At 49.6% G+C, this 19,957-nt stretch carries 19 protein-coding genes; 5 read left to right on the top strand and 14 right to left on the bottom strand.

From position 1 onward, the window contains the following. Positions 1–135: 135 nt before the first annotated feature. The 3 genes from GX659_02090 to GX659_02100 form a co-directional block, all read right to left on the bottom strand. Positions 136–783, bottom strand: a complete 648-nt coding sequence (locus tag GX659_02090; protein ID NLD27581.1) for an endonuclease III domain-containing protein — start codon at positions 781–783, stop codon at positions 136–138. Positions 784–867: 84 nt separating this feature from the next. Further along, complete coding sequence (locus GX659_02095; protein ID NLD27582.1) at positions 868–1,146, bottom strand: hypothetical protein; 279 nt, start codon at positions 1,144–1,146, stop codon at positions 868–870. 15 nt (positions 1,147–1,161) lie between these two features. After that, complete coding sequence (locus GX659_02100) at positions 1,162–1,503, bottom strand: hypothetical protein (protein NLD27583.1); 342 nt, start codon at positions 1,501–1,503, stop codon at positions 1,162–1,164. A gap of 177 nt (positions 1,504–1,680) precedes the next feature. Between GX659_02100 and GX659_02105 the strand changes: the two genes are divergently transcribed. Genes GX659_02105 through GX659_02115 form a run of 3 tightly spaced genes read left to right on the top strand, consistent with a single transcriptional unit; the run spans position 1,681 to position 4,370 of the window. Beyond that, entirely contained in the window at positions 1,681–2,634 is a 954-nt protein-coding gene (locus GX659_02105; protein NLD27584.1) for a response regulator, read from the top strand. 6 nt (positions 2,635–2,640) lie between these two features. After that, positions 2,641–3,639, top strand: a complete 999-nt coding sequence (locus GX659_02110) for an NAD-dependent epimerase/dehydratase family protein (protein NLD27585.1) — start codon at positions 2,641–2,643, stop codon at positions 3,637–3,639. After that, a complete protein-coding gene (locus tag GX659_02115; GenBank protein NLD27586.1) occupies positions 3,636–4,370 on the top strand; it encodes a carotenoid biosynthesis protein in 735 nt (244 codons plus the stop codon). The genes GX659_02110 and GX659_02115 overlap by 4 nt, the downstream gene beginning before the upstream one ends. On the opposite strand, the gene GX659_02120 is transcribed toward GX659_02115, so the two are convergent. From GX659_02120 to GX659_02150, 7 genes are all read right to left on the bottom strand, one after another. Next, positions 4,351–5,868: a SpoVR family protein gene (locus GX659_02120; protein NLD27587.1), complete on the bottom strand. Its 1,518-nt coding sequence runs from the start codon at positions 5,866–5,868 to the stop codon at positions 4,351–4,353. The two genes, GX659_02115 and GX659_02120, sit on opposite strands and share 20 nt — an antisense overlap. 13 nt (positions 5,869–5,881) lie before the next feature. After that, on the bottom strand, positions 5,882–6,985 hold the full coding sequence (locus tag GX659_02125) for a DUF444 family protein (GenBank protein NLD27588.1): 1,104 nt from the start codon (positions 6,983–6,985) through the stop codon (positions 5,882–5,884). Between the two features lie 9 nt (positions 6,986–6,994). Further along, positions 6,995–9,088 carry a serine protein kinase gene (locus GX659_02130; GenBank protein NLD27589.1) on the bottom strand — a complete coding sequence of 698 codons (2,094 nt, stop codon included), beginning with the start codon at positions 9,086–9,088 and terminating at the stop codon, positions 6,995–6,997. An 85-nt stretch (positions 9,089–9,173) separates the two neighbouring features. After that, the gene (locus GX659_02135; protein NLD27590.1) at positions 9,174–10,097 is read right to left on the bottom strand and encodes an MCE family protein; all 924 of its coding nucleotides are present in this window, start codon (positions 10,095–10,097) and stop codon (positions 9,174–9,176) included. Between the two features lie 24 nt (positions 10,098–10,121). Further along, entirely contained in the window at positions 10,122–10,871 is a 750-nt protein-coding gene (locus GX659_02140; protein ID NLD27591.1) for an ABC transporter ATP-binding protein, read from the bottom strand. Position 10,872: 1 nt separating this feature from the next. Next, positions 10,873–11,640 (bottom strand): ABC transporter permease, encoded by a 768-nt coding sequence (locus tag GX659_02145; GenBank protein ID NLD27592.1) that lies wholly within the window; start codon positions 11,638–11,640, stop codon positions 10,873–10,875. Positions 11,641–11,714: 74 nt separating this feature from the next. After that, positions 11,715–12,251, bottom strand: a complete 537-nt coding sequence (locus GX659_02150) for a hypothetical protein (GenBank protein NLD27593.1) — start codon at positions 12,249–12,251, stop codon at positions 11,715–11,717. 65 nt (positions 12,252–12,316) lie between these two features. Between GX659_02150 and GX659_02155 the strand changes: the two genes are divergently transcribed. Together GX659_02155 and GX659_02160 are read left to right on the top strand one after the other, a co-directional pair. Further along, positions 12,317–13,000, top strand: a complete 684-nt coding sequence (locus GX659_02155; GenBank protein ID NLD27594.1) for a YggS family pyridoxal phosphate-dependent enzyme — start codon at positions 12,317–12,319, stop codon at positions 12,998–13,000. A gap of 103 nt (positions 13,001–13,103) precedes the next feature. Beyond that, positions 13,104–13,478: a hypothetical protein gene (locus GX659_02160; GenBank protein ID NLD27595.1), complete on the top strand. Its 375-nt coding sequence runs from the start codon at positions 13,104–13,106 to the stop codon at positions 13,476–13,478. Between the two features lie 10 nt (positions 13,479–13,488). Here GX659_02160 and GX659_02165 read toward each other — a convergent pair whose 3' ends face one another. The 4 genes from GX659_02165 to GX659_02180 all read right to left on the bottom strand — a co-directional run bounded on the left by GX659_02165 (position 13,489) and on the right by GX659_02180 (position 19,953). After that, entirely contained in the window at positions 13,489–15,324 is a 1,836-nt protein-coding gene (locus GX659_02165; GenBank protein ID NLD27596.1) for an ATP citrate synthase, read from the bottom strand. Continuing rightward, on the bottom strand, positions 15,321–16,592 hold the full coding sequence (locus GX659_02170) for an ATPase (GenBank protein ID NLD27597.1): 1,272 nt from the start codon (positions 16,590–16,592) through the stop codon (positions 15,321–15,323). Before GX659_02170 ends, GX659_02165 begins: the two co-directional genes overlap by 4 nt. A gap of 28 nt (positions 16,593–16,620) precedes the next feature. Next, the gene (locus GX659_02175) at positions 16,621–18,552 is read right to left on the bottom strand and encodes an aconitate hydratase (GenBank protein NLD27598.1); all 1,932 of its coding nucleotides are present in this window, start codon (positions 18,550–18,552) and stop codon (positions 16,621–16,623) included. Between the two features lie 363 nt (positions 18,553–18,915). Next, positions 18,916–19,953 (bottom strand): hypothetical protein, encoded by a 1,038-nt coding sequence (locus GX659_02180; GenBank protein NLD27599.1) that lies wholly within the window; start codon positions 19,951–19,953, stop codon positions 18,916–18,918. Between the last annotated feature and the right edge of the window lie 4 nt (positions 19,954–19,957).

Here is a 19,957-nt window from a genome sequence, read left to right on the forward strand (position 1 = left end):
ATTTTCTACATCCTAAAAAACTATCTGCTGTCGTCGCCTGCCCAGGGCAATTTTTGAATCTGGAGCAAGCTTCACCTGCGAAGATACGTGAATTCCCCGAGGCAGGCGGCTTCATAACCGATATCGAAACAGTAACTACCTATTCCAATTTCCAAGCGGGCAGGCGTCACAGTGCGGAATCTTGCGGCAGAAATTTTTGCCCGTCTCTACGATGAGCGCATGGTATTCGTTAAAAAGCGGCACATCCCATTCAAGGTTATCCATAAAAATTTGCTGAATTTCAACGTACCCATCTTCCTCGCAGCAAAGCGAGTGTCTTAGAAGAATTCTCTTCGTGTACGCGTCGACGACAAACATGGGCCTATTAAGCGCATAGAGAAGAATCGAGTCGGCCGTCTCGGGACCTATTCCCTTCACGGAGAGAAGCTCTTCGCGCAAGGTCGAAGTTGAAATCTCTTTCATCCTCTCGACATCGCCGCCGTAATTTAAAATAAAATATTCTATGAAGTTTTTCAGCCGCCCAGCCTTCAACCTGAAATATCCGGCAGGTCTTATGAGTTCTGCAAGCGCCGCATGCTCGCACCCATGAATCGCATACACGTCGAGCATTCCGGCATTTTTAAGGTTTTCTATCGCACGCTCGACGTTTTTCCAGTTGGTATTCTGTGTGAGCATCGCGCCAACCATAACCTCAAAGGGGCTCTGCGCCGGCCACCAGCCCAGATGGCCGAAATGCGACAGCATCGCATCATACGCCTCTTTAAGAGTTTTCCTCGATGCCATCAGGACCTCGCATGGAAAGAAAAATCGCCCATCCTCTGCGAATGGGCGAAATTATCACACAAAAACCAGAAACCACATCAGCACTTAAGCCCCCGTGGGAGCCGCTTCCGGTGCGACAGCAGGAGCCTCGGCGGCAGCAGCCTGCGGACGTTTGGATGCTATCCAAGCCTCGTAGTGCTGTTTGCACATGCCTCCCTTGAAAGTCTCTGTGCGGCAATTCTCCGCGCTGCAGATCCTATAGTGGGGCTTTTTCGGCATCTCGCCGCGACGCCACTTGCGGAAGTGGATGTTGCAATACCCTTTCGCCCTATATGGCCTCTTGCACCCTTCGACTTTACACGTTCTCTCTTTGCTGACTTCCATCGTAAAATCTCCTTTTTATTTCACGGGCTGAGCTGCCTCGACCTTTTGAGGAGGTAAAGCCTCCTGTCCCGGAGCTCCATCGATCTTGGTGCCCTTGTTCAGTTCCTCTTTTAAAACATCCTCGAGCTGCTTGCGCTCTGAATCAGTGATATCCTCGGAAATTGCCTCACCTGCCGCTTTCAACCCCTCTCCTACGAGCGACCTGATATCGTGCACGGCATCTTTGACCATGGGAGTCTCGGTCAAGGGTTTCAGATGTTCCTGAATCGTTTTTCCACCCACTTTATAGCCTGTTATCCAGAGGAGTATCCCGGCCACAATAGCTATAAAAAGCAACCACTTGATAAGTCTGAACATAAAACCCTCCCCCTGGCAAATTTCGGCAGAAGATAGAGGGACAAATAGCCCCTGTCAATACAGTATTGGCGGGACGATCACCAATCCGCAACTCCATGCAACTGTAAAAGCGCTCGACCAAGAAAACTATCCGCGGAGATTATAGACATAACCGACCGACTTTGTTATACAATTCGCATGCGAAAACCACTGATACTCATCGTCGATGACAACCCCACGATAATCGAGCTCCTGAAGTCCCAGCTCAAGGCCTACGATTTCGACCTGCAGGTCGCCTATGATGGAGAAGAGGCTCTCGAAAAGATCCGCAATAGGGCCCCAGACCTCGTGCTTCTGGACCTCATGATGCCCAAAATTTCGGGATTCGAAATATGCAAGAGGATCAAGGAAAACAAAAACACTCAGTTCATCCCGATAATTGTCATAACGGCGCTTCATGAACAGCATGACAAACTGCGCGCGATAGAGCTCGGCGCCGACGATTTCCTTATTAAACCCATAAACAAGATAGAGTTGATCACCAGGATCAAGTCGCTGCTTCGAATGAAACTTTTACATGACGATGTGGATACCAGCGAAAGCATACTTTTCTCTCTGGTCGTTGCACTCGAGGCAAAGGATTTCTACACCAAAGGACACTCGGAAAGAGTTGCCGATATCGCAGTTGGCATCGGCAAAACGATGTCTCTCCCAGAAGCGCAGATCGACGCCCTCAAAAAGGGAAGCCTGATACACGACATCGGTAAAATAGGGGTAAAAGAGTCGGTGCTTCTCAAGCCCGGTCGACTCACCGACGAAGAAATGTCCCACGTCAAAAGCCATCCGAGGCTCGGATTCGACATCTGCTATCCTCTGAAAAGTCTCGAGAAATGCCTCTGCATAATAAGATCCCACCATGAACGCATGGATGGCAACGGATATCCGGACGGCCTGCAGGGAAGCGAAATTCCACTGCTTTCGCGCATAGTCGCCGTTGCCGACGCATACGACGCCATGACGACCGACAGACCCTATCGAAGCGGGATGGGGGAGAACAAGGCCATGGCCATTTTCAAAAATGAAATCAACAGCGGGCAGTGGGATCCCGATTGTGTAAAAGCCTTCCTCACCATGCAAAAAAGCGCTTCCTGATATAACATGGCAGCCTCAGAAAAAATACTGGTCACCGGGGCCGGAGGGCTCATAGGATCCGCAGTCTGTTCAAGGCTGTATTCGATGAATATCGAGTTCAGGGCCATGTTGTGGAATGATGAATCGGAAGAAAATATCTCCCATCTGGATGGAATAGAGAAAATTCGCGGCGATGTCAGAGACCGCCAATCCATAAAAAAGGCGCTCTCGGGATGTACGGGCTGCGTCCACTGCGCCGCACTAAACCGCCTCTGGAATGAAGATCCTCGCGAATTCTTGGAGATCAATATAGATGGCACCAGAAATATCTGCGATGAATCCCTCTCTTCCGGCATAAAAAAAATCGTATTCACGAGCAGCTGCGATGCAATGGGCCCATCCACGGATGGCAAACCCAGAAACGAAGACTCCCCAATAAATCGCGCCTCGGTAAAAGGCGGATACGAACGCAGCAAGTTGGAATCTGAAGAGATAATAGCATCGCTGTCCGGAGAAAAGATAAGCCATGCGATAATCAGGCCGGCGGCGGTAATAGGCCCCGGCGATATACACCTCACTCCACCAGGAAAGCTGATAAGAAATTTTTTAAGCGGAAAGCTACCAGCCTATTACAACGCCGGAATCAATTTCGTAGATTCGCGGGACGTAGCAGCGGCTCACGTCAAGGCAATCACCACCCCCGGCATCGAAGGAACCTTCATCCTGGGCGGACACAATATCTTTTTGCATAAACTTTTCACAATGTTGAAAAAAATTTCCGGCATAGATTCGCTACCTGTAAAAATTCCTTATCCACTTGCGCTAGCTACGGCATTTGTACTAGAGGTCAAGGGTGATGTGTCCAGGTCCGACCCTGGTATAACCGTAAACGGCGTAAAGACGGTAAAACATCCGTGGTTTTTTGATTCAACAAAGGCTGAAAAAATGCTAGACCACCGTCCGAGACCGATAGAACAAACGCTCAGCGATGCGATGGAATGGCATAAAAGGAGGATGACATTATGATAAATGAATTTTTAACATCGGTAATACACAGGCCCTACGTATTCATTTTCCTGGCCTCATATCTTGTGCTTGCAAAAATTCGTTGGGGCACGACGAAAACCCTGATCTGGCTTGTTTCAGGGTATATCATAGCCTGGCTCAGCGAATACTCCTCTATCAACACCGGCTTTCCTTACGGAGAATACCACTACATATACGCCAGCATGCCCGGGGAACTGATGATAGCGGGGGTTCCATTCTTCGACTCCCTCTCCTACCCGTTCATGATATTCGCAGGCTTCACGACGGCAGCCCTGCTGATGAAAACAGAGCGAGGGTTGAAGGTCGCATTCCTCGGGGCTATTTTCACGACCCTGCTCGATGTGATCATAGACCCAATATCCAAGCTGGGGTCCCAGTGGTTTTTAGGAAAGATCTACTACTACGTGGAGAATGGATTCTATTTCGGAATACCCTTTTCAAACTTCGCCGGATGGTTCCTAGTATCCCTCGCGGTTATTTTGTTCAATCAGGGGATATGGCAACTTGTCGGGGAGAAGGGAAAACCCTTGAGCATGAGCAAGAGGGAGATTTTATATCCGGCGTTCTACATAAGCATAGGGCTTTTCGGAGTAGCGGTAGCGGCCTACATATCCGCCTACCGGATATTCGCGGCGAACTTCATAATCGTGATAGTCATGATGATTGCGACAATGAAATCTCTTAGAAGTTCTATACGCGCTCTTCCTTAACCTCTGTTCCGTCGTAGCTGATCAGCGTGGGAACTCCATCGCTCAAGGTCTCTACCGCAACCGGCCTTTTCCAGATGTTAAAAAGCCTCTTCAGAGTTTCGCATGCATAATCGTGCTTGAGCTCCCTTCCCTCGTGCGAATGCTTGAGCAGCAGTTCGCCGCGGTTTCGGAAGTTGCCATCAACCACGTTGATTATAGGATGGCCGAAGTTAGTGAGCTGAAAGAGAAGCTGCTGTTTTATTTTGCTGAACTCTCGGCTGGCTATCTCATACTGGTCCGATGAGATATTGTAGGAATATATGAAAAGTTTATGTTTCTCGCAGAACTCCGGCGTGAGAAATTCATCTATGAACATGACGTCATTATACAGCTTCCTTACCTCAAAAATTTTCTGACGGCCCAGACCCAGCTTCAAATCCCAGTTGGCCTTGGCAACCATATCGGTACACTCCTCATAGGCCTTGCCAAAGCGGCCGGTGTTCCATCTCTCTTCGACATCGCGGAACAACTCTATACCCACCTTGTAGGGATTGAAATTTCTGGCGCTCATCGCAACCGTGCCGGAATGATGGTCGGCATAGTCGATAACCTCGGAATCGGTAAGGGCGCGCTCGGTCATTATCTTGGAATGCCAATAACTGGCCCACCCTTCGTTCATTATTTTGGTCAAGCCCTGAGGGGCAAAATAATACGCCTCTTCGCGTATTATCGAGAGGATATCCCGTTCCCATTTCTCCAACGGAGCATAGTCGAGCAGGAATAGTAAAACATCCTTTTCTGGATGCTCCGGAAATTTCTTTTCCAGCTGCATCTCATCCTCTATTGCTTTTCTCTGTTCCTCCATGAATTCCTGAGGGTTGATATACTTATCCATGTACTGATGATTTATCTTCAGTTTTCTTATCGGACGCCTCGGACCTTCGAGTTCTCTGCCTGCTGGAGCGCGCCGCCTTATTGCATGGGCATGGTGATCTATAAGATCCTCTATCGCCAAGCAACTATCTATAAAGCTCTCTACGCGGTCCATGCCATATTCATCTATGTATCTCAGAACGCGGGTCTTGTGATTTGCCATCTCGTCCATCATCTTGCGATTGGTATGTGCAAAAAACAGGTTGTTCTTGAAAAAATCACAGTGCGCGTAGACGTGCGCCATCACCAGCTTCTGATCCACCATGCCGTTTGAATAGAGAAGATATGCATAACAAGGATCGGTATTTATGACCATCTCGTATATCTTGGAAAGGCCGTAGGCATAGCTTTTTGAGAGCTGTTCGTATTCCATCCCAAAGCGCCAATGAGGATACCTGTTCGGAAACCCCCCATAGGCTGCCACTTCATTGATCTGGTTCCAATCTAGAACCTCGAATATGACATCGTAGAAATCGAGTCCGAATTCGCGGGCGTACCCCTCTATTTTAACCCTCTCCGCCTCAAGATCGGCAGGAAGATGGGTGTCGTACTTCGTAGGCCTGCTTTTTCTGAAACTTCTTCGCATATATTATATAAACCTATTTTCCTTTACCCAGAAATGTCTTTATAGATTCCGGAATCGCGTCCTTATTCGGGATGCGCGAGGTTATGACCTGGTCGTTGCCACCGAACTTCGCATGCAGATCCTTTAAAAACTGGCCGCTTCCGTATTCGCTCTCGACCTGTCCGTAGCAAAAAACATTCGAGATGGGGAGAATATCTTTCTCCAAAAGTTTCATGCAGTCGTCAGTGTCATTGCCCGACCAGTTATCACCATCGGAAAATTGAAATGGATATATATTCCACTCATCCACGTTGTAATTTTCCTCAATAATTTTTAGGAACATCTTGTACGCCGAGGATATTATCGTTCCACCGCTCTCGCGCGTATGAAAAAAGGTCTCCCGGTCCACTTCCCTGGCTACAGCGTCATGGATGATATATCTAACATCGACCCCTTCATACTGGGAGCGTATCCATGTGTCTATCCAGAAGCATTCGATGCGCACCATCTCCTTTTGTTCATCCCCCATCGAGCCCGAGACGTCCATCATGTACACGATGAGCGCACGGCTCCTGGGATTGTGGACCTCTTTCCATACGCGATAGACTTTATCTTCCCTCACAGGGATGATGAGCGGCCTCTTCGGGTCGTAGGTGCCGCTCATGATCTGACGCTTCAGAGCCTTTCTGTATGTTCTTTTGAAATGCCTGAGGCTTTCAGGACCGGCGGTGGATATGCCGGTGTATTTTATGTTCTTGGTATCGATCTCACGCTGGCCTTTTGGCTTAATGCGCGGAAGCTCGAGTTCCTCGCCAAGGAGTTCGGCGAGCTCCTCCATCGTCACATCGACCTCGAGGAGGTGTTCTCCAGGTGTATTGCCCGCCTGAGCAGCCCCCTCGCCGTCGCCCGGTTGAACAGCTTCGCCCTGCTCGCCATCGCCGCGGCCAACGCCACCTTTTTCCTTATCACCGTAAACGAAATGCGGGATATCGATCCTTGGAATTGGAATGCTGACCAGATCCTTCCCCTGCTTGCCTATGAGTTCACCCTGGCTGATGAATTTCCTCAGCTCCTTTTTGACGCGCCCTCTCACTATCTGCTTGAAGCGCGAGAGATCCTGGTCGATTTTCTGGGCCATTTACGCCTTTCAGTTCTGCGATCTCTTCTCGCGTATATCGCCGCGAGCGAATATCGAGGCGACGAAGTTGAGGACATCGGTAGAGCAGGTCTCGCAGTATCCGTAATTCTTGATGAGCCTGCTCTTTACCACATCTATCTTCTCCTGCGTATCCTTGTCGATTACGCTGGAAACGAGGCTCGTAAGTTTTATCGAATCCTTCTGATCCTCGAAGAGTTTCAGCTCAAGCGCTTTATGAAGGCGCTCGTTGGTCCGGTAGCTGAACTTCTTTCCTTCCAGAGATAGCGCGCCGATGTAGTTCATTATCTCGCGCCTGAAATCATCCTTGCGGCTCTCAGGAATATCTATTTTTTCCTCGATCGAGCGCATTAGTCTCTCGTCGGGCTCCTCATTCTGACCGGTGTATGGATTCTTGACCTTCTCCCTCTGCGTATAGGCCTTGAGGTTATCGATATAGTTCGAGCACAGTCTGGATATCGCCTCTTCATCGGCGGATATCGCCCTCTGCACTTCGTTCTTCACGATATCTTCATATTCCTCTTTGACGACGGTGAGCATCTCAAGGAATTTTTTTCTCTGCTCATCGCTTTTAATCATGGAGTGATGGCGCAGGCCGGACTCAAGTTCATTGATTACCATGAAGGGATTTACACACCCGCCGCCGACATCAGAAACCAGGGCGTTGGAAATTTTATCCTGAATGTAACGCGGCGATATCCCCTCGAGCCCCTCGCGCTTGCCTTCCTTGCGCAACTCCTTGACGTTGTCCTCGGTAAAACCTGGGAGAGACTTGCCGTCGTAGAGCTTTAGCTTCTGCATCAGGGTAAGGTTGGCTTTCTTCGGCTCTTCAAGCCTAGTGAGAATCGCCCACATCGCCGCCATCTCGATCGTATGCGGAGCTATATGCTTTCCGCTGACGCGATTCGGACCGTAGTCCTTCTGATAAACCTTAACCTCCTCTGAAAGTTTGGTAATATACGGGATATCTATTTTTACGGTTCTATCGCGCAGAGCCTCCATGTACTCATTGCTCAGCAGCTTATTGTATTCCGCCTCGTTGGTATGGCCTATGATAACTTCATCGATATCGGTCTGAGCAAACTTCTTTGGCTTAACTTTATGCTCCTGCGAAGCGCCCAGCAGGTCGTAAAGGAATGCGACGTCCAGCTTCAAGACCTCTATGAACTCGATGAGACCTCTGTTGGCTATATTGAATTCACCGTCAAAATTAAATGCCCTCGGATCGGAGTCGGACCCGTATTCAGCGATCTTCCTGTAGTTAATATCGCCCGTCAGCTCTGTAGAATCCTGATTCTTTTCATCCTTCGGCTGGAATGTTCCGATGCCCACGCGATCTTTTTCGGAGAGAATCATCCTTCTGACCTTTATGTGCTCTATGACCTTGGACCAGTCTCCATCATAGAGCTTTGAAAGCTCACGATAGATATAGCGGCAGCTCGGGCAGAGGTCGCCTTGGAGAATTATCCTCTGCTCGGGCTGAAGCCCCTTATTCAGTTCAGCTAGGATTTTATCCCTGAGTTCGATCGGTATCAGATGGAGAGGCTCTTCATGCATCGGACAGGGTATCTCAGCTGAAGACCCAAATATCATGTTGCGATCGTCAAAGTTGCCCTTCACCCAAGAGTATGTATAAAGAGCACCATCCGGTCTTTTCGAATATGCTTCGAGGCCCTTTTTCAAAAGCCTGGCTATCGTTGACTTTGCACCGCCGACAGGCCCATGAAGCAGAAGGATTCTTTTTTCCGTCCCGTAGCGCATGGCAGCCGAACGAAATGCATTTACCAGCTTCATCAGAGGAAGATCGAGACCGTAAAGCGCATCCTTACCATTTTCTATCGGGTCTTCAAAAAACTTGTAGTGCACAATTTTCTTTTTATACTCGGTGTATTCCTCGAAACCGTATGAAAGGATCATGTCGTAAATCCGCTTGAACGCGGTGTCGGCAACTTTCGGATTTTTGCTGACGATGTTGAGATAATCCTGATATGACCCCTCCCAATGCAACTCCTGATACGATTTGACATCATTTAACGACGCGATCATCTGCATTAAACCATTTACGGGCTTCCCCTGTTCCGACATGACTACCTCCAGTCATTGTTTTTCAGATATACATCTCGAAATTTCGCCCCGCCAGCAACGCACGGATGATAGCAGAGCGGCGTTATCATTTCAACTCACGCTTATCATTTTCTGTCATCGTGGTCCTTACCACTGCGCGAAGAAGCCTGTTCCGATTCGCCTTGCCAAAGAGCGACCTCATCTCGTCGTATAGAGACGGATCCATCACCAATCTGCCGACAGTCCCCTCGCCACGCCTGACAGCGTCCAGTACGATCTTCAGATCTGCAGAGGCAGCCCTCATATTGGCTATAAGACCCCCTATGTTGCCTTTGGACTCTTCCTCGGCACCAGCGAGAATTCCCTTAACGGACTTCATAGCAGCGGAGAGGTTGGAGATCACATCCTCGCCTTTGGGATCGTACACGAGCGCATGAACAAGGCTATTTCCCTTTTCGACCTGTTCGACGGTCTTGCGCACGGATGATATAATAGCCTTTATGTCTCCGCCGCCTTGGGGAGTTAACGAAGAAATCATATCATTGATGGATTTCGAAGCACCGCTAATATCATCGAGAATCGTCCCTGCTTTTTCAGCCAGCGAGAATATGGAGGTTACGTCTTTCGATGGCAGAATTCCTCTGTCAGGAATCACCGACTGCGCCTCGCTCCCTACAGACACATATACAAACTTATCCCCCAAAAGCCCTTGTGTTTCGATAGTAGCGACGCTGTCGGTCCTTATCCTAGATTGATATTCCTTGTTAAGGCTTAGCCTCACTGTTATCTCCTGCGAAGCTGGATCATCTGGAAAACTAATTTTGTCCACATGCCCTACTTTGAAACCCGCAAGCTGAACAGGGGCGCCGACTCTCAGCCCCGATACGGTTTTAAAGTTGGAAAAAAGGACATACTTCCTCTGAAAGAGTTCACTGTCGCTCCCTATCATGAATATCACCACCATAGCCAGAACAAGGCCTACGCTGATAAAAACACCTACCCTGAACTCGTCTAATCTGTTGCGCGGCATAAAACCCCCTCCAATTCACATTGCTCAACCATCCCCGGTGGCCATCTCGCCCCTGATAAAACTTTGAACTGCCGGATCGGAAGAGGCCCTCGCCTCCTCCACGCTTCCGACAAAACCTATACGCCTGTCATATATCATGGCGAGCCTGTCTGTTATCGAGAACGCCGCCTCCATGTCGTGAGTGACAACCACTGAGGTGACCTTCATCTTCTCTTGCAGCTCCCTGATAAGACGGCAGATCCTCTTCGTATTCGCCGGATCTAGTCCGGTGGTAGGCTCGTCGTATAGAATGACATCCGGATCGGTCGCAATGGCCCTCGCCAATCCTACGCGCTTCTTCATGCCGCCGGAAAGGTCGGACGGCATCATTCCTCCTATCCCTGGAAGGCCTACCATGGCGAGTTTATCATCGACTATTTGTGAAATTTTATTTTCGCCATACTCAAAATGCTCCCTTAGAGGATAGGCAACATTCTCCTTCACCGTAAGGGAATCAAAGAGAGCCGCCCCCTGAAAGAGCATCCCTATCCGCCTTCGCATCCGTGAAAGCTTTCTTTCATTCATCTCCGAAAGGGGTTCACCGTCGAAAAAGATCTCGCCGGAATCGGGACGCATCACCCCGAGAAGCAGTTTCAGAAAAACGCTCTTCCCCGTCCCGGATCCACCTATGATAGTGAGGGTTTCACCAGGGGAAATAGAAAGCTCCGCACCGACGAGCACGCCGTGATCGCCAAATGACTTATGGACATCCTTGAATTCGATTATAGGTTTCATCTTAAAAATACAAAGCCAGCTTCGTCAGGAAAAAATCCGAGACGAAAATAGTAATGGACGAGAAGACCACAGCTCGCGTCGTCTGCCGTCCTACCCCCTCGGTACCTCCGTAAGTAGCAAGCCCCTGATAGCAGGAAATTATCGATATAAAAAACCCGAAGAAGACAGCCTTTATGATGCCGCTTGCAAAATCATCGATGATCAGCGTCCTGGAAACCTGGTCGAAGTAGAAACGCGGAGTGACACCGGCCTCTATGACAGTTATCACCATTCCACCTACAACCCCTATGACGTTTGCCATTATTGTGAGAAGTGGATTAGTTATCGTAGTGGCGAGAACCCTCGGAACCACCAGCTTCTGCACCGGATTGGCCCCCATCGCCTCTATAGCAAGAACCTGCTCGGTGACGACCATGGAACCGAGCTCGGCTGCCATCCCGCTTCCAACCCTCGCCGCTACCATTATCGCAGTAAGGACGGGGCCGAGCTCCCTGAAGATGGAGAGAGCGACTATCTGACCGACGTAGAGCTTCAGTCCGAATCTGCCGAGACCTACGGAGAGCTGCAGCGCTATGACCAGGCCAGTAAAAAAAGCTATCAGAGCCACTATCGAGAAGGATTTATTACCCACCTGGACAAACTGCTTTAGAAGCTCATCGGTCGAAAGGCGGTGTGTAAAAAGAACCCTTATTGTGCTAAATGCCAAGGAGGTGATACCCCCGACGAGCTTGACGAAAGAAACCACACCAGCGCCGACTTTGGATACCATCGGACGAAGGCAAGATCGCCTTATATTATCTGTAGGTGCTGAAATGGTCATCTGTCAAAACCGTTTTCGGAAAATCATTCAAAGTGAAACTGCTGAAAAAAACCTTCAAAGGCCGAACGGGTCGCCTGATTCTGTCCGCCCGGAGAAACAGCGTAGAAATCAAAAACGCATCCGTCTTTCCTGATCGTCACCAGATCGACCATCGAGACAACACCATCCATGCTTCCGCTGGTAAGAATTCTAACCGCTCCCCTGCCGTTCAGCATCAGTTTTTCTTCGCTCAAAACACTCCTGTTTTCAAGCGTACCGAGAATCTCCCCACTCAGGGCATCAGGACGCAAACCCTCTACACCCCTCCCACAGAATGCGCTGGTGGAGATAGAGGCCCCCGCCTCCGGACTGTAAAATGTCACCGACCTGACCTTGGTATCGACCCTCTTCCAATCGTCAGGAAGGATACCCACCTTATAAAAATTCTTGTTCATGAGGTAGACGCAACCATCGCGATATGACATAACGCCAATGAATTTGGGCGGACCGAAGATACACGCCACAAAAAGGACGGATAACAGCGCCAAAGTTATGACAAGAGCCCCCCTAGTGAGAAACATGGCGGGACTATACCCAATATGTCCACTGTTGACAAGGAGTTAGGCTGTTTGAAATGATTAAAACCATGAGCGAAATTGAGAAAAATCTGAGTGTCGTCAGAAAACGGATAGAAGCGGCTTGCGCCGGATCTTCAAGGGATCCCTCAGGCGTAAAGCTAGTAGCCGTTACAAAAAACGTGACTACGGATCAAATAGCTGAGGCGTTCAAATTCGGTCAGCTGGTCTTCGGCGAAAATTATGCGCAGGAACTTCGCGACAAGTATAAAGAGCTCTCCGACCTTCCGATCGAATGGCATTTCATAGGCCATCTCCAGAAAAACAAGGTCAAATACGTAAGCCCTGTAGCTGCGCTCGTGGAAACGGTAGATTCCACGGATCTCGCAGATGTGATATCGGCAAGAGCGGTTGGCACAATCGACTGCCTCATCGAAGTGAACATATCCGGCGAAGCAAGCAAGTCCGGATGCTCCGAAACCGAAGTTGCAAAGATCGCGGCACATATAGAAAAACTTCCTAACCTCAATATGCGTGGTCTGATGACGATGCCCCCATATTCCGATAATCCTGAAAAGAGCAGACCCTATTTCAAAAAATTAAAAACGCTTCTCGACAAGCTCAACGATGAACTCTTTCCTGCTGAACCGTATAGGGAGCTATCGATCGGAATGAGCCACGACATGGAGGTGGCGATTCAGGAGGGAGCCACGATAGTAAGGGTCGGGACCGCCATATTCGGGGAAAGGTCATAACGGAATTTCCACCTGCCATGCCATCGTCGGCGACCTAGCCCGCTGAAAGCGGAGGCTCAAGGCGTGCGGAAACGACTTTTGGCGATATCATTGAAAAAGATATATGAAAAAAAATAGGCGTGAACAGAGAAGGCTGCAATCGATTCGTCATGGGTGCAAGTGCCCCGAATGCGTTGAGTGTTGCGAACGCGACCCTGGCTGGTTTATGCCAGACGAAGTAGCGATAGCCGCCCGATATCTCGGGCTGAATGAAAATGAGTTCATAGAAAAATATTGTACCGAACACATCTATGATGGGACTAGGACTCTATCACCGGCCATGAAAAATGGAGGCAGTTCCTGCATATTCCTGAATCGTGATAAGGAATGCTCAATACACGAAGTAAAACCTTTCGAATGCAAAAAGGTCTACGGCTGCGGGGCCAATTATAGACACAAAAGGCTTAGGGAAATGATAAGCAAGAACTGGAAAAAGTAACTTCACCCAATTACCACTCATTCATATACGCGATATCTTCGTAGGGAACTCTGTACAGAGGCTGTTTCAGACGTTTCTGGTCGAATATGTGCCCGAACAGGCCAATCGAACGGCCTACGACAAATAGCGCGTTCAGACATCCCATCTCGATTATATCATCCGTCTCTTCCTTGCTAAAGAGATCGGCGCACGACCACAAAAGATCTACGAATGTGACGCCGATACATCCATCGACATTAAGTATCAAGCTGCCTTTTTTCTGTGTCGTTATTTTTTCAACCTCTAGAGCATAATCCAGAAGTTTAGATTGAGGAAAATTCTTTTTCACAAGCTCCTTCAGCTGAGTAACGCGCATGTCGGGATTGGTAACGCTTTTGACGCGATGGCCTATGCCCGGAATATTTATCCCCTGTTCCTTCATATGTTTCACAAAATCCTCGGCAGAGAGTCCCGCTTCAAATGCCTTCTTGAAAGACTGCGCAGCGCCGTCGATCGCACCACCAAAACGAGGGCCTATGGTGAGAAGCCCTGAAACGAGGCTGGATATAATATCCTTTCCGGCTCTTGCAGCGACTATCGAATTGTGCGCGCCGGAAACCGCAGGGCCATGATCTGCGGTCAAAACCAGAGCGGTCTCAAGATAGTTGGACGCAAACTTCGGCAAATGCTTTTTAAACCAGAGCAGACCAATAACGCCACCTATTCCATAACCCTCGCCAATGATCTTGGAAATCGGGGTATCCAGATAGTATAATTCTTCACCTTTATCATTGGATATCGTGCATATAAATTCGGTCGGCTTCCTTATCGACCCCTCCTTGAGCGCCCGCGAATAATCCGCAGGAAACTTTGGAACCTCCTTGTCAGGTGCTGGCTTGATATTTCCGTCATTCAGGATTTTTTTGTAGGTAATCTTTATGGCCTCCCCATAGTCATCGAAAGATTTTGGAACTACAGCCCCTGCGTTTCTAAGCGCCTCATTTTTTGCATCAGCTGTTTCAAGTACGCTATCGGCCTTAGCACCGGCATGTCCGAATTGAACACCTGCTGGAAACATCTTCGAGCATGTCCCTGTCACCCATATCACGAGAGGCTTTTTAATATTTCCCGCCTTGAGAGCCTCGACGATCTTGAGTTCCTCGGTTCCGCCAATCTCGCCGAGAGCAGCGATCATCTTGACGGCCGGAATCTTTTCATAGCGCATGATATGATCGAGCAGGGTCGAACCCGGATATGCATCTCCGCCGATAGCCACACCTTCGTAGAGCCCGTCGCTGTTGCGCGCGATTATATTGTAGCACTCGTTGGAAAGCCCGCCGGATTTGGAAACGAAACCCACGCTCCCCGCTCTATGCAACTTCGAATCGATTATATTATCTATCGTTCCGGCGGTATTGCCTATTTTGAAACAGCCGGCCTTTATTCCGCCTACCGTTGCCGGACCTATAATGCACTTCCCCATATTCTTGGCGGCTGAGGCCATCATCCGCGCCTTTCTCTCGGGAACTCCTTCAGCGATCACGACGACCGTCCTTATATTATCATTTGCCAAGGACTCCATCGTGGTGTCATACGCGCTTCGCTGTGATGAGAAATTTATTACTACATCAGAGGATGGGTGTTTTTCTGCGGCCCTTGAAAAACTCCTGTACATCGGAATCAGGATCTCTCTCTTGCCAAAAAATACTTTATGGATCCCATCCCTGGAGGGGTTTACGATGGCGGCGACCGAAGGTTTCTCCCTCCCGCATGCAAAATCGAAATCGAGCATGCGCTGAATGGCATTTTGCTGATAGCCGTAGACTATCGCCTCGGTATCCTTTGAAAAAAGTTCTGGAGAATTCATATGGCCTCCGACAGAGCTAGGGATACGATCCTCGTCATGTGCGTCTCAGGGCCGTAAACCTCGATCGGAATCCCGAGAGTTTGTCCGAGTTCCCTCATGCGCGAAAGCCCCTCTTTGTAATTTGGGCCGCCGCGACGGACGAATACGCGGACATCATTTTCTATCAACTTATCTTTGAATTCCTTTAGTGCCTGAATGATTCCGGTGAAGGTAGCAGCCACGTCGGTAAAATTCGCTATTCCGCCGCCTATAAGAAGAACCTTGCCACGGGGATCCTTTTTTCTAGTCATGAGATCTAAGATCGTCTTTGCATACTGATACGTCAATTCCTTAGACGGATCTCCGGAATATTCGCCGTAGTTGGCCAACTCCTTTGAAAAACCGATATCGCAAACGGTATCGGCATAAATCACGGAGGCCCCGCCTCCGGCAACCATTGTCCAGACGCGCCCCTCTGGGTTTAGTATCGTCAACTTGAGCGATGCCCCGCTCTGATCGTCGAGATGCTTCACGAAGCGTTCCTCGGCGGTCATCGACGTTCCAAAAGAGGGCGGAAATTCGAGCTCGCCCCAAATCTTTCTACAGTCGAAGGCGGCGGCATCATCGACCTTGGCCACGAGATCGAGAGGAACTATAGCACCACCTGAAACCGTGAACGGATTTATTTCAAGATACGAAAAACCGCTTTCTGCGTAAAACGCATGCAGCGCGGCGATAAACTCCGCTACAAGCTCCTTATCTTTTTTCAGATCGGAAATTTTTGCGAGGATATCCGCCTTGCTCGCCTCCTGCAGAACGGGGACCTCTATTTTGATAACTTTGTCCCAGTTTTCCTCGACGAAGATCCCGCCCTTGACCGAAAAATATATCACGTCGCATTCGCGCTCATCCTTGATCGCTACATAGTACTCCTCATCTTCTGAATGTGGAGTGAACGGTTCGACCAAAAAGTGCGTCAGCTCGCCGGAGACCTTTCCGATCGTAGCGGGCTTGCCCATGCGCTCCCCTATCCATTTCTTCACGCCGTCGAAGTCTGAATTTACAAGAAGGAGCCCGTGTTTACCGCGCTTTCCGAATAGCTGATCCGGCTTGGCAACAAGTTTTCCCTTCGAAATCCAAGGACAATTCTTCCTCAGCGATTCCATATCTGTATCTGGAGAAATCAGCGCAACATTCCCGTCGTATTTCCATGAATCGCCCAAACGCCGTTTCATGAAAGCGGCCAGCATCCTCTTTCCGTCGAATTCCCTGATTCCACGCCTTGCCATAAAACCTCCCGATAAACAAAAAACGGATTCAGTTTCCTTTGGTATAATTTAGAAGTCCACCCGCAAGAACTATCATCCTCTGGCGTTCAGAAAGATCCGCTTTGCAATTTATAACATCCCCCGTCTTCTTGTTGCGCAGCGCCACTTTTCCTCCGCTCAATGCCGATGCCACCGAATCTATCGCCAGCTCATCTCCCTGAGAAATTTTATCGTAATCCGCAGGATCGGCAAAGGTAAGCGGCAAAATACCGAAGTTCACAAGGTTTGCCGCGTGTATCCTCTCGAAGGATTTGGCGACCACAGCCTTCACTCCGAGATACATCGGACAAAGGGCCGCGTGCTCACGGCTGGAGCCTTGTCCGTAAGACTCGCCGGCGATGATGATACTGCCAACTCCGGACTCCTTGGCTTTCATGCAGCGCGAAGGAAAATCAGGATCGACATTTTCGAAAACGAAAGTCGAGTACTTCGGAACGTTCGACCTGTATTTTAGCCTCGCACCGGCGGGCATTATGTGATCGGTGGTTATCTTGTCCCCGACTTTTATCATCGCCACTCCGGAGAGATTTTCCGGCATGCGGTCGTTTCTCGGCGGTTCTCCGATATTGGGGCCTCTCTTCACCTCGCAATCACAAGGCACGGCGGTCGGAAAAATAAACATCCCATCGTCAATAAGATATTTCTCAGGCATATTCACACTCGGATAGTCTATACCGAGCTTTCTGGGGTCGTTGAGTCTCCCCTCAAGCGCAGCGACAGCGGCAACCTCGCAGCTGGTGAGATAAACCTGGGCATCCTTTGTGCCGGAGCGCCCTTCGAAGTTCCTGTTGACTGTGCGGACAGAAATGCTGCCGGAACCTGGAGACATCGAGTTGCCGATGCAAAAACCGCACGCCGACTCGAGGATTCTCGCACCGGAATCTATTAGATCGGCGAGATATCCTTCCTTGGCTAGCATCGCCAGGACCTGCCGCGAACCCGGCGCGATGCCAAGACTAACCGACGGGCTGACCTTTTTCCCCTTCAAAATTTTTGCCACGGTCACGAGGTCTTTGTAAGAGGAATTCGTGCATGAACCTATGCAAACCTGGCTCACCGCAAGCCCTGCGATCTCGGAAACTTTTTTGATATTTCCGGGACTATGCGGCGCGGCCGCGAGCGGCTCGAGCGCAGAGAGATCGATATCTATCACCCTGTCGTATGAGGCATCGGCGTCGGCGCAAAGTTCTACCCAGTCCTTTTCACGCCCTTGAGCCTTGAGAAATTTTCTGGTCTCCGCGTCGGATGGAAAGATGGAACAGGTTACCCCCATCTCCGCGCCCATGTTCGTGATGGTCGCCCTTTCAGGGACCGTTAAAGTCGCAACTCCCGGCCCGCCGTATTCGAGCATTACACCAACGTTACCCTTGGTCGTAAGGATCTCCAACATCTTGAGGATTAGATCCTTCGCGGTAACCCACGGTTTCAACTCCCCCGTTAGATTTACCTTATAGACCTTCGGAGCGGTCAGATAGAAAAGCCCGCCCCCCATCGCTACAGCTACATCAAGACCGCCGGCACCGATGGCTATCTGCCCTATCCCTCCGCCGGTTGGCGTATGGGAATCGCTTCCCAAAAGGGTCGTGCCCGGTTTCCCAAACCTCTCCAGATGAACCTGATGACAGATGCCGTTGCCAGGGCGCGAAAAGACTATGCCGTATCTCGCCGCAACGCTCTGCAGATAGGCGTGGTCGTCGGCATTTTCAAAACCGACCTGGACTGTATTGTGATCCACATACGAAACGGAGATGTCGGTCTTTACCTCTTTCATCCCCATCGCCTCGAATTGCAAATATGCCATCGTCCCGGTTGCATCCTGCGTCAGCGTCTGATCGATCCGTATGCCTATTTCGTTTCCGACTACGAGTGCCCCCTCCTTCAGATGCGCTTCTAAAATTTTACCGACTATGCTTCTCCCCATTTTTTCCTCCATAAAAAAGGGAATCTCAACGGAGATTCCCCATCATTTTTTTTGAAACACAAACTGTAAAAACCACAGCGCATGCCCGGCAAAAAGTCTCTTCGTGCCTCAAGATCTTCGAAAAAACCACTTGGGAAAACACCCCCTAACAATACGGCGAAAAGTTTTTGGATACGAGGGCGAGCTATATCGGATTAAAATTTTTTGTACACCAGATTTTTGAAATTTGGATAGTCGCATCTTTCGGTCTCAAAGATGGTAATTGCCCAAAGCGCCTGTTCACTTCAACTAATTGAAAAGTAACGACTATTTACCTAAAAATATTCTCTCCAGGCGGGCGGCAGCATTCAGAGTTTCTTTATTTTATGATTTCCCGAGCATTCTGACTTTGAGTTCAAATAACCCAAACGGGCCCGCTCCAAAATCGAGGCGGTTGTAATCGCGATCTTTATAGACGGACCTGCTCTCGAATGACATTCGGTCGAATATCCATCCCCCCGAAAGCCTTATCTCGGCCCAGCGAGATGGCCGAATTCTCAGCCCAGCGGATATTCTCTTATCTACAAGAAAGAGCCTTCGCTTCTTGTCCGGCTGATCGTTGCGAAAGTAAATCTCGCTCGACCATTTAAATTCCGTAAAAAGCCTGAGGGGCGGGATGAAATCGTAACCGAGTTCCGAAGTGATATTCAAAAGCGGAAGGTAGGTCAGTGAAAGATTGAGCTTCGATTTCGGCAAAAGCGTCAGAGCCACGATGGGAACACCCAAAAGCCCACGGCACCATTTATTGTCGCCGAAGGAATAACCGAAACCCGGGATTGGAATGTGATTCGCAAAGTCCCTGTTGTTGGAATAGTTGAGAAAAAAGAGCCACGCATTGCTGCCCCCCGACGGCATTCTCAAAAACCACGATGCCATAAACTCGCTGTCGTCGTACTTGGCAAAGGGCTTGTCGCTGGCGGAACCGGCCTGGATATTTATCCCGGTAACCCAGCCGTTTCCGAAGCTGTGCCTATAAGTCGGCCCGAAGCGGACATCGGTCAGATTTTTCGGAAAGGGGCTGCCGGTTGTCGGCATAATCGCTTCGGTCTGTATTACGTTTCCCCTGACGCTACCCTGAAAGGTTATTTCATCCGAATCGCTCTGCCAAACCGGGACCGACAAAAAGAGCGACTGTTCCAAAGATGAAAATGTGGCGGCCTGCCCGCGCACCGGCTCCGATGGGAATGCGAATAGCTGATATCTAAATGCCGGCTTTGCCTTTCCAACGACGGGGCTGGCAAAAGCGGCAAGGGCCTCCTGCGCAACTGATTCTGTCGGCAGAAAAAGCAGGGCAAGAAAAAGAAACAGAGCGGCTGTGTATGTGGATTTCACGAAGGGCAAAGTGGGGCACTCTCTTTTCATAGGC

The sequence above is a fragment of the Myxococcales bacterium genome, from assembly GCA_012513515.1.
GTDB lineage: Bacteria > UBA10199 > UBA10199 > 2-02-FULL-44-16 > JAAZCA01 > JAAZCA01.